The sequence below is a fragment of the Pseudomonas sp. MDT1-16 genome (assembly GCF_054898115.1).
The window spans coordinates 501,808-517,581 of sequence record NZ_CM142717.1 but is presented as its reverse complement, the minus strand read 5'-3'; the positions used below and the strand labels follow the sequence as shown (position 1 = coordinate 517,581).

The following is a 15,774-nucleotide window of genomic DNA, read 5'->3' as shown; positions in this document are numbered from 1 at the left end:
AAGTCATCACTTTCAAACAAGAGATCCGTGCATGAACCGCGACAGTCGTCATCTGGAATCAGTCCTCCATCGCGACATCCCCCTTACGCGGGACATGGGCCTCAAGGTGCTCGACTGGCACGACCAGCAACTGCGCCTGCACTTGCCGCTGGAGGCCAACGTCAACCACAAGAGCACCATGTTCGGCGGCAGTCTGTATTGCGGCGCGGTGCTGGCGGGTTGGGGTTGGCTGCATTTACGATTGCGTGAAGAAGGGGTTAAAGGCGGGCACATCGTGATTCATGAAGGGCATATCAGCTATCCATTGCCGGTGACCATGGACGCGACAGCGATCTGCCAGGCGCCGAGTGCGGCGGTGTGGAAGAAGTTTTTGGCGATGTATGAGCGGTATGGACGGGCGCGGTTGAAGCTGCATTCAAGGATTGTGAATGTGGGGAGTGAGGAAGATGCGGTGACGTTTACCGGGCAGTACGTCCTTCACCGTTGAAGCAAAAGATCGCAGCCTCGTTTCACTCGACAGCTGCTACAAGGGCGCGCTTCTCTGTAGCAGCTGTCGAGTGAAACGAGGCTGCGATCCCTTGATCTTCAGGCCCGCGCCAACGTCAACAACTTCTCCCGCCAAGCAGCCTTCGCCGGCAGCGCCAAAAAAAACTCATTCAACAACGATTCCCGCGCCGGATAACAAAACGGCGCACCGCTCAAATCCAGCACCTCACCGCCAGCCCCTTCCAGCACGCCTTGCGCAGCGGCCGTGTCCCACTGCGAAGTCGGCGCCAACCGCGGATAACAATCCGCCGCCCCTTCCGCCAGCAAACAAAACTTCAACGAACTGCCGATATTGGCCAAGTGCAGCTCACCCAGACTGTCGCTCAACCCGGCCAGCAAGCGCTCCTGCTCAGGACTTGAATGCCGACGACTGGCAACCACGGTAAATGCCTCGCCCGCCGCTGGCACGTCGCGCACCTGAATTGGCAGCGGCGTTGCGCCTTTATCGCCACGCCACGCGCCCAAACCAGCACCACCGACGTAGAAGCGCCCGTTGGTCGGCATCGACACCACGCCAAACACCACTCGCCCCTGCTCGATCAGCGCGATGTTGACGGTGAATTCTTCGCTACCGGAAATGAACTCCTTGGTCCCGTCCAGCGGGTCGACCAACCACCAACGCTGCCACCCGGCGCGCACGCTCTGGGGAATGTTGGCGTCTTCTTCGGACAGCACCGGGATGCTCGGGTCCAGCGCCGTCAGCCCGGCCAGGATCACATGGTGAGCGGCCATGTCGGCGGCCGTCACCGGAGAATCATCGGATTTTGCTGTCACGACGACGTTCGCACGCCAAAACGGCAGAATGGCTTCACCGGCTTTCAGCGCCAGCTCAACAACAGGCGCAATCAACGGATGGGGGAAATTCATGGCTGGAACACTCCACGCTGAGTCAGCAGATCACGGGCCAGATAAAGCGCTGCCAACGCACGGCCCTCAGTGAATCGCGGGTTCTGGGCCAGGGCCGACAACTCACGCAGGTTAATTTTATCCACACCCATCGGCTCGGGCTCATCGCCTTCAAGGCTTTCTTCGTACAGATCGGTGGCCAACACCACCTGGATCTTCTGGCTCATGTAACCGGGCGACAACGACAACTCAGTCAGATGCTCCAGTTGCCGCGCGCCATACCCGGCCTCTTCCTTGAGTTCACGTTCGGCCGCCGCCAGCACGTCTTCACCCGGCTCGATCAAGCCTTTGGGCAAGGACAGCTCGTATTCATCGGTGCCGCCGCAATACTCTTCGACCAACACCGCGTGGTCTGCATCCAGCATCGCCACGATCATCACCGCGCCATAACCGGCGCCCTTGCCCACCAGTCGTTCATACGTGCGCTCCACGCCATTGGAAAAGCGCAACTTCAGCTCTTCGACGCAGAACAAACGGCTGGTGGCGACGATCTCGCGGGCGAGGATGGTGGGTTTCTGGCGCATGAAAAGCTCCTTGGCGTGAACGCGTTACTATACCCGGCCTATCCTGATTGTTGACCTCGGATATCTTTTTTACCGCTGGAGAAGTTTTTATGTCCCTGCTGCCCTGGCGCGACATCGACACCGTACTGCTAGATATGGACGGTACGCTGCTGGACCTGCACTACGACAACCATTTCTGGATGGAGCACCTGCCCCAGCGTTACGCTGAGTTGCACGGGGTGAGCCGGGCCATGGCCGAGATGGAATTGCAGCCACTGTTCGAGCGCAATGCCGGCCAGTTGCAATGGTATTGCCTGGATTTCTGGAGCGCCGAGCTCAAACTGCCGGTGCGCGAATTGAAACTGGAAACGGCGCACCTGATCGCCTTGCGACCGGACGCAGACACTTTTTTGGCGGCGATCAAACAGGCCGCCAAACGCGTGGTGCTGATCACCAATGCACACCGCGATTCGCTGTCACTGAAGCTGGAAAGAATCGAACTGGCGCCGTACTTCGAGCGGTTGATCAGCTCGCATGATTACGGTTTCGCCAAGGAAAACCCGCAGTTTTGGGATGCCCTGCAGGCGGACATCGGCTTTGATCCGGCGCGCAGTCTGTTTATCGACGACACCTTGCCGATTCTGCGTAGCGCCCGCGACTTCGGGGTTGCGCATCTATTGGCCGTGAGTGAACCGGACAGCCGCAAAGGGCCGAAAGACACCGCAGAATTTGCGGCGGTGGGGGATTATCGAGAATTGATCGAAGGCCTTTAGAACTGTCCGTAAACGAAAAAAGCCGCCGCGCTGACCGCCAAAGGCCAGCACGCCGACGCTACTGGTGGATGCAGAAGGCCATGCTGCCGGAATCGCATCGCCTGTTTCTCGGGACCTACGTCGGCGCTGGTTCGGCTCCGAGCGTACGTGAAGCGATTGAAAACTCAGACTGCGTGATCAGCATCGGCGCTCGATTTACCGACACGAGCACGGGTCTGTTTTCAGTTTCACTCTGCCGACCCTGCTCGGCTCGCTGGTGGCCCAACCGCAACGCCGGCAGATGCTGTTCATCGGCGACGGTTCGATCCAGATGACCGTGCAGGAGCTGTCATCGATTCTGCGTCGTGACCTCAAGCCGATTATTTTCCTGATCAACAACGACGGCTATACCATCGAGCGCCTGATACTCGGCGAGAACTCCAGCTACAACGACGTCAACCGCTGGCGTTACGCCGAGCTGCCGTATGTACTGGACACGCGCAATCGCTCTCGACGGCTGATCGTGCACACCGAAGATCAATTGGAGGCCGCTGTCGAACAGGCGGCGACAGCCAACGAGCTGGTGTTTATCGAAGTGATGATGGAGCGGACGGATGCCCCTGAGTCGCTCAAGCGTTTCGCGAAGATGTTTGCCGATTTCGATTTCGGTCCCAGTCCCAAAGCGACCGAAACGTTGTCGATGGCGGTCTGAGCCAAAGGCATCGGCGGTGGTCACCGCCCATGCCTTCTTGCCTCCAGTGACCTTCAACGGTCTCCCTCTGCATCAGGCGATGGAGCGAACCACGCCACCATCGACACGCATCGCCGCACCGGTGGTTGCACTGGCTTGAAGCGACGCCAGATAGACCACCAGATTCGCCACTTCTTCAGTCGTCGCCAAACGCTTGATCAGCGAGCTTGCGCGATGTTGCGCGATGAAGCTCTTCTCCAACTGCTCAGACGGCACGCCTTGTTCTTCGGCCATCTGCGCGAAGAAACCGCCGACACCTTCAGAGCGCGTTGGCCCCGGCAGTACTGCGTTGACCGTCACACCGGTGCCGGCCAGCGTTTCCGCCAGGCCACGAGAGATTGCCAGCAGCGCGGTTTTGGTGGTGCCGTAATGGACCATTTCAGCCGGAATCTGCAACGCCGATTCACTGGACAGGAACAACACCCGACCCCAGCCACGTTCAGCCATGGCCGGCGCATAGTGACGTGACAGACGCACTGCGCTCATCACGTTGACGTCGAAAAAACGCTGCCAGTCGGCATCGGTAATATCAAAGAAACCCTTGGGCTCGAAGATCCCCAGGTTGTTCACCAGGATGTCGACATTCGAGATTTTGGAGAACAGTTCCTGCGCGCCTTCCACGGTTCCCAGATCGGCTGCAAGACCGATCAGCCGAGCACCCGGCAGTCGGCTCAGAATGTGCTCGATAGCCTTGCGCACCCTCTCCTCGCTACGCCCGTTGATGACCACTTCAGCACCCGCCTCGGCCAGACCGAAAGCAATAGCCAGACCAATACCGGCCGTGGAACCACTGACGATCGCGCGCTTTCCGTGCAACGATATGTTCATGCTTACTTCCTCCGATGGATGATGTAACGACACAAAAGGCGGACTCAAGGTCCGCCGTAATTGATTCGAAAAGCCTGGCGCCTCAATCAGTGATACCGGCATCAGCCGTTGCCAGCGGATAAATCGACTGCCAGCCGCCACCTAGTGATTTATAGAGCCCAACCATGGCCAACGAGACCGTGGTCGAGCTTTCCACCAGTTGTTCCTGATTCGCCAACAAGGCGCTCTGAACCGTCAGCACGTTGAGGAAATCCACCACCCCTTCGACGTACTGGCTTTGCGCAGTTTCCAGCGCAATCCGATTCTGCCGCACCGCTTCGGCCAGTCGGTCACGTCGCAGTTGGCTGGCGTTGTACAAGGTCAGCACATCATCAATTTCATGCCAGGCCCGAAGCACCACCTGTTGGTAATCGAGCGCCGCTTCCTGTTGTTGCGCCTCGCGCAACTTGACCATCCCACGCAAACGCCCACCCTCGAAAATCGGCAGGCTCAACTGTGGGCCGATAGCAAATTGGCGCGAGCCCCAGGACCCGAAATCCGATAGCTGCATAGACTGGAAACCCACGTTGCCGGACAGACGAATGCGCGGATAGAAATCACCCTTGGCCACTCCGATCCCAGCCGTCGCGGCATGCAGACGGGCTTCGGCTTGACGAATATCCGGACGACGCTCGGCCAGCTCCGACGGCAAGCCAATTGCGAAGTTTTGTGGGGTTTGCGGTACTGGCGCCGGTCGTTCCAGTTCGGCCTGCAAGGCTCTTGGTGGCTCGGCCAACAGCAGGCTCAACGCATTGATCAACTGTGCCTGACGCTGTTCGAGCAACGGTAAGCGAGCTTCGACTGCCGCGACCTGCGCAGCGGCTTCAGCCACATCCAGATTGGTCGCGATGCCATCAGCCAAACGCATCTGCGACAGCTTCAGGCTGTGCCGGGAAACATCCAGGTTCTCGCGAGTGACCGCGAGGGTGCTCTGCACGCCGCGCAGCTGAATGTAATCGCGAGCGGTCTCGGCCAGAATCGACAGCAGGACCATGCGCCGGTCGTTCTCATCCACCTCGACCGATGCATCGGCCGCTTCCACTTCGCGTTTGACCCGGCCCCACAAGTCTAGCTCCCAGGCAGCGGTGAAATCGCCCTCCCAGAGATTGAAGGCAGACTTGCCGCCCTTGCCCGAAGGGTCACTCAGGCCCTTGCTGCTGTTGCGTGCCCGCTCATAGCCGACACCGGCATCAAGGCTCGGATATTGATCGGCGGCGATGGTCTGGCGCGCCGCTCGACTCTGCTGCAGACGAGCACTGGCGATTTTTACATCGAGGCTGCTGGTGACAGCACGGCGAGCCAGGGCAGACAACTGCGTATCGTGAAAGATGTCCCACCAGCGTTCTTCAACCGGCGAAGCCTCTGGGCGACTGGCGGCAGCCTGGCCTTGCAGCACGGACCACTTTGCGTTGCCTGGCCCCTGAGGCTTCTGAAAGTCCGGACCGACGCTGCAAGCCGAGAGCATCAACACGCTCGACAACAATAATGGCTGAACAGGGAAAGTCCGACTCATCGAAGGGTGACCTCTTTACGTGCGTCGTTTCCCTGCGGGTCCTGCGTCTCGATACTGGCTTCCACCGACATGCCCACACGCAGGCGGTTCGCCAACGGTTGATCGGGATCCAGCGCAATCTTCACCGGTATCCGCTGCACGACTTTGGTGAAGTTGCCCGTCGCATTGTCCGGTTTGACCGAAGCAAAGGTCACCCCGGTCGCCGGCGCAATACTTTCGACCCGACCGGTGAGGCTCTCGCCACTAAAGGTGTCGACGCGAATCTTCACGGGCTGCCCTGGCTGCACATGCGTCAACTGGGTTTCCTGGAAGTTGCCAACCACATAGGCCCGCTCCAGAGGAACAATCGCCATGATCTTCGCGCCTGGATTGACATAGGCCCCGACACGCGCAGCACGTTCACCGACGACACCATCCATCGGTGCCACAAGACGGGTGTAGGACAGATCAAAACGGGCCCGCTCCAAGGATGCCAACGCATGTTTGTGGCCTCCGTCGGCACTGTCGAGCTGGGCCTTGAGGATATCCACCTGTTTGCGCGAAGCGGCCAAGGCAGCGGTCGAATTGGCCAAGCGGGCGCTGGCTTGATCCACCCGGCTGCGGGCCTGCTGAGCATTTTGCACGGTGCCGGCGCCCTGGCCTGCGAGATGGTTGTAGCGCGTCAGTTCGTGCTCCGCGAAAGCTTGCTCAGCCTTGTCGGCAGCCATCATGGCCTGCGCCTGAGCGATCAATGACGACTGGCGTTCCAGCGTAGCTTTCGCGTTTTGAAACTGCGCCTGCGAAACCAGTGACTGTGCCTCGGCCGCCTGGAGCGCAGCCTGGTAGTCACGATCATCGATTACCACCAGCAATTGACCGGCCTTCACCGGCTGGTTGTCCTCCACCAGCACCTGACTGATAAAACCCGAAACCTTCGGCGCCACCAACGTGTAGTCCGCCGTGATAAACGCATCGTTAGTGGTTTGCAGCGAGCCGGAACCAAACAGGCGCGGCGCTGCCAGGTAGATGACCCCGCCAAGAGCAACCAAGGCAACCGTGTACAAGGCAATTTTCTGATTTTTACGCGTAGTCATAACGACTTTCTCTCTAAATGGAATGCTATGCCACCGCACGAGGTGGATAGATCCGGGAAGGCATCAACGGGATCAACAGAATCAAGGCCAGTGCCAGCAGCGCCATGCAGTAGTACAAGTCCGAAGACGTCAGTACGACCGCCTGTTCGTGGATGCGATGGGCAAGCCCTGCAGCGTCGCTGTCTGCCAGAGGCGAGTTGCCCAGGTGATCGACCAGCATGGTTGAGTGGAAATGCAGCCGCGCCGTGGTCAGCGCCTCCAGCACGCCGGTAGCAAGGACCGCCGAAAAACCTTTGACGGTGTTGAACCAGGCGGAAGCGAATGGGCCGTCTTGCGGCGCCAGGCCACCGGTAGCGAGCATCAGCAACGGGATCACCGCCATCGGCTGACCAAACACCTGGAACAGCTGCAAGATGTAGAAGTTGTCACGAATCCACTCGGAAGTGATTTGCGTGCCGCCAGCACAGGCCAGCGCCAGCAATCCAAGACCGATTGCCAGCACCCATCGGCAGTCGACCCGACGGATGTTGCACAAGGCCGCCACCATCGGTAACGCCAGCAACTGTGGCAAGGCCACCATCAGCAATACCGGCGCAGTTTGTACCGGGCGATAACCCTGCACCTGAGCCAGGTAGCTGGAAGGGATGATGATCACCGCCAGCAATACGATCAGTACCCCGCCAAGGGTTAGCAACGAGTGCGACAGGTTCAGGTTGGTCAGCATCTGCAATTTGAAGAACGGCAGCGGGTGCGACCATTCATTAATAAAGAACAACACCAACAGCACCAGACCGCCGCCAAGCAGCCAGCAGATCAGCGTGGACTCGAACCAGTCCAGACGATTGCCCTGGGACAGACCGATCACCAGCGCACAAATCGCCGGCAAACCGAGCAACAGGCCACGCCAGTCAAACTGTTTGAAACGCTCAAAGCGCATCGGGTCCTGCGGCAAGCCATATGCAACCGCGACCATCGCCAACAAGCAGGGCGGGACGATCTGCCAGAACGCCCATTGCCAACCGACGTATTCGGTCCACAACGCGGCCAACGGAGTCCCCAGGCTCGGGCCGAAGGTGGCAGTCAACGCATAACTTGCCAGCCCGTAAAGCTTGACGCCGGGCGGGAGGAAACGCAGCGCGACGGTCATCAGCATCGGCGGCAGACTGCCCCCGGCCAGCCCCTGCAAAGTTCGTAACACCATCAGGCTTTCGAGGTTCGGAGCGAACGGGCAGAGAATCCCAAGCACGGTAAACGCACCGATGGCGCTGAGCGTGAAGCGACGCAGGGAGAAGGTGACCGAACACCAGGGCGCAAACGCCATGGCCGAGACTGAGGTGGCTGCGTAAGTGGCGATCAACCAGGTACCTTCATCCGCACCGATATACAGCGCGCCACGAATGTCAGGCATGGCCACTTTGGTGACCATCTCGTTGAGACCGGCCACCAATACGGCAATCAGCACCCCGATCAGCCCGATCACAATACGCAGGCCAAACACTGGCGCAGTGGCCGGTGCGGGTTTCGCCACCTCCAGCGCCGGGGCCATAACAGCAGAGGCTGCGAGCGAACTCACGGGTTCACCCGTCGGCCAGCGCCCCGAAAGATAGAAAACAACACACGGCACATTGAGTCATGACTCCAGGTATAAGGGTTACCTGGATAGTTTATGAAGACGCAATAGTTCCGAAAACTGACATATGGGAAGCTTTAAGCTGCACCCAACGCACGTATCAATCCACAGGCTGCGATAAGCCGGGGTCGTGCTCGGCCCGAAGGGGCTTGCGGCGATCCTGGAAGCGCAAGCTGCTTCAAACCCGTGGCGAGGAGTACTTGGCGCAGCTCTCTTTCAACGTCTGACGCAGCCAGCGATGGGCCGAGTCGTTATCAAAGCGTGGATGCCAGGCCTGCATGACCACCACCGTCTCCAGCGCCATAGGGATACGGAACGAACGCAACGGCAACCCCAGCCGCGAGACGCTCCACAACACATGCTCCGGCAGCGGCAGCAACAGGTCGGAATCGGGCAAGGCGAACATCGCCGAGTGAAAGCTAGGAGTGATCAACGCGACACGCCGCTGCAAGCCCATCCCGGCCAAAGCGGTATCGATCGGCCCGGTTGCACGACCGCGTCGCGACACGCTGACCTGCGCATAGGAGGCGAAACGTTTTGGCGTGATTTCTTCCTGAAAGATTGGGTGATCCACCCGGGCCAGGCCGACAAAGGTCGTGGTGAACAGGCTCTGAACTTTGATTTCCGGCCCAAGATTGCGCGTCGCACTGATATAAAGATCGATCCGCCCTTCGCGCAACGCGTCATCCTCGCCCTCGCCTTCCGGTACGAAGCGCAGCACGGTACGTGGGGCCTTTTTGCGCATGATTTCCAGCAGCTGCGCACCAAAGGCCGCGACAAATACGTCATTCGCCCGCAAGTTGTAGCAGCGTTCCAGCGTCGTCAGATCGACCTCGTCACCCGAAAGGAACACCTGCGCAGCTTGTTCGACCAAGCTGCGCACCTGAGCCCGTAATGCCAGCGCCTTGGGTGTCGGCACCAGGCCACGCCCGGCGCGCACCAGAATCGGGTCACCGACTGCGCTACGTATCCGGGTCAAGGTCCGGCTCATCGCCGCAGGGCTCAAGCTCATGCGCCGGGCGGCACCGACCACACTGCCCTCGTCCAGCAGCGCATCCAGGGCCACCAGCAGATTCATATCTGGAAGATGCACAACAAACACTCCTTGTGAAAATCAATTGATCCTGGCGCAATCCTAGCAGTTTCTGACCAAACACCAATGCGCGCGAAGCCTGCGCCGTATGCAACTATTAAGTGCTAAGTGCGCGACGAACCATTTACCTAAACGTACGATTTTCCAAGAATACCTGCTTTCCGTTAACTCCCGGTTGGAACAGACATGCTTCGCTCCTTACTCGCTGCTATTGATGGTTCGCCCCAGAGCCAATCGGTCCTGGACCTGGCCGCACAGTATTCCAAGCTGGATGCCGCTCGACTCTACGTCCTGCTTTCCGTCGACAGTGCGTACACCCTGCCTTCGGAAAATGGGCACATCAAGCCTGCAGATGAGCAGGAATATCCTGCGGCCAGCAGTGAGCTTTATTGGAAAAGCATGGCCATGTGGCGATGATCACCCTCAACCGCCCCGAGGGGCTGAATGCGCTTTCAGCCGGACTGAATGCCGAATTGGCGCGTCTGCTCGATCATCTGGAAACAGATGACGAAACTCACGTAGTGGTAATTACCGGCAATGAAAAGGCCTTCGCCGCCGGTGCCGATATCAAGCTAATGAAGGATTGGAGCTACATGGATGTGTACAAGGCTGACTTCATCACCCTTGACTGGGAACGCCTGAGTACCTTTCGCAAGCCGAGCATCGCTGCGGTTGCTGGCTATGCGCTGGGCGGAGGCTGCGAGCTGGCGATGATGTGCGATTTCATTATCGCAGCGCAAAATGCCCGCTTCGGCCAGCCAGAGATCACCCTCGGTACCATCCCCGGCGCCGGTGGCAGCCAACGACTGGCAAGGTTTGTCGGCAAATCCAAGGCCATGGACATGGTTCTGACCGGGCGCACCATGGATGCCGTCGAAGCCGAACGCTGCGGTCTGGTTAGCCGTTTAGTGCCGACTGCCTCGCTGCTCGACGAGGCACTGAAGATAGCCTCACGCATCGCTGGCTTCTCATCCCCGGTAACACTGCTGGCCAAGGAAGCGGTAAACCGCGCCTTCGAAACCAGCCTGGCAGAGGGCGTACGCTTTGAACGCCGGCTGTTCCATTCGACCTTTGCTATCGAAGATCAGAAAGAAGGCATGAACGCGTTCAGTGAAAAACGCCCGCCGCAGTTCAAACATCGCTAAGCAGGCAAGCAGGAATCGGGATTCAGCCAGGCTCGAAAGCCTGGCTGAAAAGCATTACTCAGGAATACGCAATACCTGGCCGGGATAGATCTTGTCCGGGTGCGACAGCAGCGGTTTGTTGGCTTCGAAGATTTTCTGATACTTGTTGGCGTCTTTGTACTCAGCCTTGGCAATCGCGCTCAGGGTGTCGCCTTTTTTCACGGTGACGAAACGCGCCGCCTGAGCGACCGGGCCGGTCACGGTGATCTGGTCGTCAACGCTGCCGATACCGGCAATGTTGCCCACGGCCAGCAGAATCTTCTCTTTCTCTTCCTGGCTGGCGACTTCACCGGTCACTATGACTTTATCGCCATCTACTGTCGCCTGAACATTCGGATTGCCCAGGCCGACCTTGGTGATGTGTTCCTTCAACTGCTCGCTCGCATTGGCATTACCCGGCGTTAACAGGTCAATAAGCTTTTCGCCCGCTTCTTTCACAAAGCTAAAAATACTCATGATGCACTCTCCTTGGGTTTATGAGGTCCAGACGCGAAAGACTAGACCAACAGCAAAGAACGAGGTTGCGATCCGACCAATGACTCAAGTGCTCTGCAAGCGCGTTAGAATCTCGAGCCTGACCGCGCTCTGGAGAGAAGATGGACATCAAGCAACTGAAATTCCTCATCGCCCTCGACGAAACCCGGCATTTCGGCCAGGCCGCCGCGCGTTGTCACATCACCCAACCGACCCTCTCCATGCGCCTGCGCAGCCTCGAAGAAGAACTCGAGTTGCCCCTGGTCAATCGCGGTCAGCGCTTCGAGGGTTTCACCGCACCGGGTGAACGGGTGCTGGCCTGGGCGCGCACCGTGCTGGCAGCCTACGACGGCTTGCAGGCCGAAGCGGCTGCCTGTCGCGGTAATCTGGTCGGTACGTTGCGCCTGGGCGTGGTGCCACTGTCGAGCTTCGATCCGCTGCCACTGATGCAACGCCTGCACGCCGAGCACCCGAATCTGCGCTTCGAACTCTCAGCGCTGAGTTCCGAACAGATCCTCGAACAACTGGCGAACAATCGCCTGGATCTGGGCGTGTCGTACCTGGAGCGACTGGACGGCGAACGCTTCGACTCCCTGGCGTTCAGCGAAACCCGCATGGGTCTGCTCTACGATCAGCGCTTCTTCAGTTTCGGCGAGGCGCCGCTGAGCTGGGAATCGCTGATCGAGCTGCCGCTGGGCATGCTCACCAGCGGCATGCATTTTCGGCAGTCCATCGACCACAACTTCCACAGCCGCGGCCTCACCCCACACCCCTTGTTGCAGACCGATGCTGTCCACCAATTGTTACAAGCGGTCTACGGGGGACTCTGCTGCGCCGTGATGCCGCTGGACGGCGGCCTGGAAAAACTGACCGATCATTTGCGCTTGCAACCCATCGAAAATGCCCAGACCCTTGCCCGGCTGGGTCTGATCATGCGTCGCAGCGCGCCGCGTTCGGCACTCGCGGAAGCCTGTTTCGCGATTCTTCAGCAATCGCTGCCGAGCTCTTGATCGACGCCATCTATCGGCAGATCAGTATTAGCGATTAGACGCGACAACTTGACGCGCCTAGGCTTAAAGCTAATCAAACCGTCGGTGATGCCATGAACGCCAAGCGCCCTGCCTGCGCGGCGCCTGCCCTCGAAACGCCAGCGCCCGCTGCCAGCCAGACCTACAGCTACTGCGATCTTCGCCACACCGAAACGCAAAGCGCCGAATCGGCCAGCACGGCGCTAGCTGAGGAAGTTGCGTTGGCGATTGCCTATAACGGCATCAGCCAGGCTGTGATGCTGGTGACACCAACGGATCTGGAAGACTTCATCGTCGGCTTCAGCCTCGGTAGCGGCATCATCGAAGACGCTTCCGATATTTATGACCTGCAACTCAGCGGCTCGGGATCGGCGCAGTACGCGCAAGTGACCATCGCCAACCGCGCCTTCTGGAATCTCAAGCAACAACGTCGGCAAATGGCGGGCACCAGCGGTTGCGGGCTTTGCGGTGTGGAAGCGGTGGAACAGGCGTTGCCAGACCTCAAGGTCCTGCCCGGCGCACCCTTGCCACCCGCCGAATGGCTCGATGGTTTACGTCAGCGCATCAGTGCGTTCCAGCCGCTGGGCCAGTACTCCGGCGCGGTGCACGCCGCCGTGTTTATGAACAGTCAGGGCCAATTGCTGCTGGGTCGCGAAGACATCGGTCGACACAACGCCCTGGACAAGCTGATCGGTGGGCTGATCCGGCAGAAGATCCCGACGACCGGCGGGCTGGCGATTGTCACCAGCCGTTGCAGCCTCGAATTGATCCAGAAAGTATTGCGCGCAGGCATCCAGACCCTGGTCAGCCTGTCGTCGCCCACGGGCCTTGCCGTGCAATGGGCCCGTCGTCACAACCTCAATCTCATCCACCTGCCGCAGAAAAGTGCACCGCGGGTCTACAGCCCTGCGTTGGAGAATCAAGCGTGAGTCAACATCGTCAAGCCGACCAGAAACCCGTCCCCCGCTACAAGCCCTACAAAGGCCCAGCCGGTGGCTGGGGCGCGCTGATCAGCGTCGCCCAGGCCTGGTTGACCAGCGATAACGCGCTGAAAAACATCCGCATAATGCTCAAGACCAACCAGAACGGCGGCTTCGACTGCCCCGGTTGCGCCTGGGGCGATTCTCCGGAAAAGGGCATGGTGATGTTCTGCGAGAACGGCGCCAAAGCGGTGAACTGGGAAGCGACCAAACGCCGTGTCGACGGTGCGTTTTTCGCCAGGCACAGCGTCAGTTCATTGTTGGAGCAGAGCGACTATTGGCTGGAATATCAGGGCCGTCTGACCGAGCCGATGAGCTACAACGCCGAAACCGATCGCTACCAACCCATCAGCTGGGATGATGCCTTCGCCCTGATCGCCAAGCATCTGCGCGGCCTGTCGAGTCCGAATCAGGCCGAGTTCTACACCTCGGGCCGCGCCAGCAATGAAGCGGCGTATCTGTATCAATTGTTCGTGCGCGCCTATGGCACCAATAACTTCCCCGACTGCTCGAACATGTGCCACGAGGCCAGCGGTGTGGCCATGGCGCAAAGTGTCGGCGTCGGCAAAGGCACCGTAACCTTTGACGACTTCGAACACGCCGATGCGATTTTCGTCTGGGGCCAGAACCCTGGCACCAACCACCCACGGATGCTCGAACCGTTGCGCGAAGCGGTGAAACGCGGCGCTCAAGTGGTGTGCGTCAACCCGCTCAAGGAACGCGGCCTGGAACGCTTCCAGCATCCGCAGCACCCGTTCGAAATGCTCACCAACGGCGACAAGCCGACCAACACCGCGTTCTTCCGTCCGGCCCTCGGTGGCGACATGGCGATCCTGCGCGGCATGGCGAAATTCCTGCTGCAATGGGAGCGCGAGGCGCAGAAGACTGGTGCACCCGCGGTGTTCGATCACGACTTCCTCAATGAACACAGCGTCAACGTGCTGGACTATCTTGCCGCCATCGACGATACCCCGTGGGAGCAGATCGTCGAGCAGTCCGGCCTGCCGCTGGTGGAGATCGAGCAAGCGGCGCGCATGTACGCCAAAAGCAAGAACGTCATCATGTGCTGGGCCATGGGCATCACCCAGCATCGCCATTCGGTGTCGACCATCCAGGAAATCGCCAACCTGATGCTGCTGCGCGGCAACATCGGCCGGCCGGGTGCCGGTCTGTGCCCGGTGCGTGGCCACAGTAACGTGCAGGGCGACCGGACCATGGGCATCAACGAACGTCCGCCGGTGGCGTTCCTCGATTCCCTGGAGCGCCGCTTCCAGTTCAAGGTGCCACGTGAAAATGGCCACAACGTGGTCGAGGCGATTCATGCCATGGCCGACGGTCGGGCGAAAGTCTTTATCGGGCTGGGCGGTAACTTCGCCCAAGCCACCCCGGACAGCCCACGGACCTTCCAGGCCCTGAGCAACTGCGACCTGACCGTGCAAATCAGCACCAAGCTCAACCGCAGCCATTTGGCTCACGGTAAAGACGCGCTGATCCTGCCGTGCCTGGGCCGCACCGACATCGATATCCAGACCGAAGGCCCGCAAGCGGTGACCGTCGAAGACTCGTTCAGCATGGTTCACGCCTCCAACGGCCAGTTGCAGCCGCTGTCGAACCAGATGCGCTCGGAGCCGTCGATCATTGCCGGCATCGCCGCCGCGACCCTGGGCAGCAAACCGGTGGACTGGAACTGGCTGGTGGCCGATTACGACCGCATCCGCGACCTGATCGCCGACACCATTCCGGGCTTTCGCGACTTCAACGAGAAGCTCAAGAACCCGGGTGGTTTCCATCTGGGCAACAGCGCCGGCACGCGACGCTGGAACACGCCGTCGGGGCGCGCAAATTTCCGTCCGAACATCCTGCCTAAAGATCTGGTGCACGAACGCACTCGCGCCACCGGCGTATTGCCGGACCTGATCATGCAGTCGATGCGCTCTCACGATCAGTACAACACCACGATTTATGGGCTCGATGACCGCTATCGCGGAGTCAAAGGTCAGCGTGATGTGTTGTTCGTCAATGAAGCCGACATCATTCGCCTGGGGTTCAAGCCGGGGCAAAAGGCTGACATCGTTTCGATTTGGGATGATGGCCGTGAGCGTCGGGTGAAGGGCTTTACGCTGCTGGCATTTGATATTCCTGCCGGGCAAGCGGCGGCTTACTATCCGGAAGTGAATCCGCTGGTGCCGCTGGAAAGCATCGGGGATGGCAGCCATACGCCGACGTCGAAGTTTGTGGCGATCCGGTTGGAAGCGGCGAGTGAGACGGGGTTGATTATGGCCAAGTCGGCTTAACGCGGCAGCAGGCCCGCGAAGGCGTCCGACTTGACAACACCTGTATCGGCACCATTCGAACGCTTTCCAATCGCCCACAAAAAAGGCCGTTTCTGCATGGAAACGGCCTGTCTGAAGTAACTAAAGACCGGCAAAAAACCCTTAAGTTCCGCCCGGAAAACAGCAACTTATAGAATTGTG

Annotated in this window: 17 protein-coding genes; 9 read left to right on the top strand and 8 right to left on the bottom strand. The window is 59.5% G+C overall.

Annotated features, from left to right (window positions below; all coding sequences use genetic code 11):
• Positions 1–31: 31 nt before the first annotated feature.
• Positions 32–487 (top strand): thioesterase domain-containing protein, encoded by a 456-nt coding sequence (locus ACYZT3_RS02335; protein ID WP_462031422.1) that lies wholly within the window; start codon positions 32–34, stop codon positions 485–487.
• 98 nt (positions 488–585) lie between these two features.
• Here the strand turns inward: ACYZT3_RS02335 and cysQ are convergent, their stop codons facing one another.
• Positions 586–1,413: a 3'(2'),5'-bisphosphate nucleotidase CysQ gene (cysQ, locus tag ACYZT3_RS02330; protein ID WP_462031421.1), complete on the bottom strand. Its 828-nt coding sequence runs from the start codon at positions 1,411–1,413 to the stop codon at positions 586–588.
• Positions 1,410–1,976, bottom strand: a complete 567-nt coding sequence (gene nudE / locus ACYZT3_RS02325) for an ADP compounds hydrolase NudE (RefSeq protein WP_033058385.1) — start codon at positions 1,974–1,976, stop codon at positions 1,410–1,412. Before nudE ends, cysQ begins: the two co-directional genes overlap by 4 nt.
• An 89-nt stretch (positions 1,977–2,065) precedes the next feature.
• Here nudE and yrfG point away from each other — a divergent pair, with 89 nt between their 5' ends.
• From yrfG to ACYZT3_RS02310, 3 genes are all read left to right on the top strand, one after another.
• The gene (gene yrfG / locus ACYZT3_RS02320; RefSeq protein WP_462031420.1) at positions 2,066–2,728 is read left to right on the top strand and encodes a GMP/IMP nucleotidase; all 663 of its coding nucleotides are present in this window, start codon (positions 2,066–2,068) and stop codon (positions 2,726–2,728) included.
• Between the two features lie 68 nt (positions 2,729–2,796).
• A complete protein-coding gene (locus ACYZT3_RS02315) occupies positions 2,797–3,042 on the top strand; it encodes a hypothetical protein (protein ID WP_462031419.1) in 246 nt (81 codons plus the stop codon).
• Complete coding sequence (locus ACYZT3_RS02310; protein WP_282377376.1) at positions 2,985–3,419, top strand: thiamine pyrophosphate-dependent enzyme; 435 nt, start codon at positions 2,985–2,987, stop codon at positions 3,417–3,419. The genes ACYZT3_RS02315 and ACYZT3_RS02310 overlap by 58 nt, the downstream gene beginning before the upstream one ends.
• A gap of 72 nt (positions 3,420–3,491) precedes the next feature.
• Here ACYZT3_RS02310 and ACYZT3_RS02305 read toward each other — a convergent pair whose 3' ends face one another.
• The 5 genes from ACYZT3_RS02305 to ACYZT3_RS02285 form a co-directional block, all read right to left on the bottom strand.
• Entirely contained in the window at positions 3,492–4,286 is a 795-nt protein-coding gene (locus tag ACYZT3_RS02305; protein ID WP_282377377.1) for an SDR family NAD(P)-dependent oxidoreductase, read from the bottom strand.
• 82 nt (positions 4,287–4,368) lie between these two features.
• Positions 4,369–5,838, bottom strand: a complete 1,470-nt coding sequence (locus ACYZT3_RS02300; RefSeq protein ID WP_462031418.1) for an efflux transporter outer membrane subunit — start codon at positions 5,836–5,838, stop codon at positions 4,369–4,371.
• Entirely contained in the window at positions 5,835–6,911 is a 1,077-nt protein-coding gene (locus tag ACYZT3_RS02295) for an HlyD family secretion protein (protein ID WP_282377379.1), read from the bottom strand. Before ACYZT3_RS02295 ends, ACYZT3_RS02300 begins: the two co-directional genes overlap by 4 nt.
• Positions 6,912–6,936: 25 nt before the next feature.
• On the bottom strand, positions 6,937–8,484 hold the full coding sequence (locus tag ACYZT3_RS02290) for an MFS transporter (RefSeq protein WP_462031417.1): 1,548 nt from the start codon (positions 8,482–8,484) through the stop codon (positions 6,937–6,939).
• A gap of 235 nt (positions 8,485–8,719) precedes the next feature.
• A complete protein-coding gene (locus tag ACYZT3_RS02285) occupies positions 8,720–9,634 on the bottom strand; it encodes a LysR family transcriptional regulator (RefSeq protein ID WP_129439381.1) in 915 nt (304 codons plus the stop codon).
• 186 nt (positions 9,635–9,820) lie between these two features.
• On the opposite strand from ACYZT3_RS02285, the gene ACYZT3_RS02280 reads away from it, so the two are divergent.
• Together ACYZT3_RS02280 and ACYZT3_RS02275 are read left to right on the top strand one after the other, a co-directional pair.
• A complete protein-coding gene (locus ACYZT3_RS02280; protein WP_462031416.1) occupies positions 9,821–10,051 on the top strand; it encodes a universal stress protein in 231 nt (76 codons plus the stop codon).
• On the top strand, positions 10,048–10,779 hold the full coding sequence (locus ACYZT3_RS02275; RefSeq protein ID WP_282377382.1) for an enoyl-CoA hydratase: 732 nt from the start codon (positions 10,048–10,050) through the stop codon (positions 10,777–10,779). The genes ACYZT3_RS02280 and ACYZT3_RS02275 overlap by 4 nt, the downstream gene beginning before the upstream one ends.
• 54 nt (positions 10,780–10,833) lie before the next feature.
• Here the strand turns inward: ACYZT3_RS02275 and lysM are convergent, their stop codons facing one another.
• Positions 10,834–11,274 (bottom strand): peptidoglycan-binding protein LysM, encoded by a 441-nt coding sequence (lysM, locus tag ACYZT3_RS02270; RefSeq protein WP_282377383.1) that lies wholly within the window; start codon positions 11,272–11,274, stop codon positions 10,834–10,836.
• A 140-nt stretch (positions 11,275–11,414) separates the two neighbouring features.
• Here lysM and ACYZT3_RS02265 point away from each other — a divergent pair, with 140 nt between their 5' ends.
• From ACYZT3_RS02265 to ACYZT3_RS02255, 3 genes are all read left to right on the top strand, one after another.
• Positions 11,415–12,302, top strand: a complete 888-nt coding sequence (locus tag ACYZT3_RS02265; RefSeq protein WP_462031415.1) for a LysR family transcriptional regulator — start codon at positions 11,415–11,417, stop codon at positions 12,300–12,302.
• A 92-nt stretch (positions 12,303–12,394) separates the two neighbouring features.
• The gene (fdhD, locus tag ACYZT3_RS02260; protein ID WP_462031414.1) at positions 12,395–13,249 is read left to right on the top strand and encodes a formate dehydrogenase accessory sulfurtransferase FdhD; all 855 of its coding nucleotides are present in this window, start codon (positions 12,395–12,397) and stop codon (positions 13,247–13,249) included.
• Positions 13,246–15,594: an FdhF/YdeP family oxidoreductase gene (locus ACYZT3_RS02255; RefSeq protein ID WP_462031413.1), complete on the top strand. Its 2,349-nt coding sequence runs from the start codon at positions 13,246–13,248 to the stop codon at positions 15,592–15,594. Before fdhD ends, ACYZT3_RS02255 begins: the two co-directional genes overlap by 4 nt.
• The last annotated feature ends 180 nt before the right edge of the window (positions 15,595–15,774 follow it).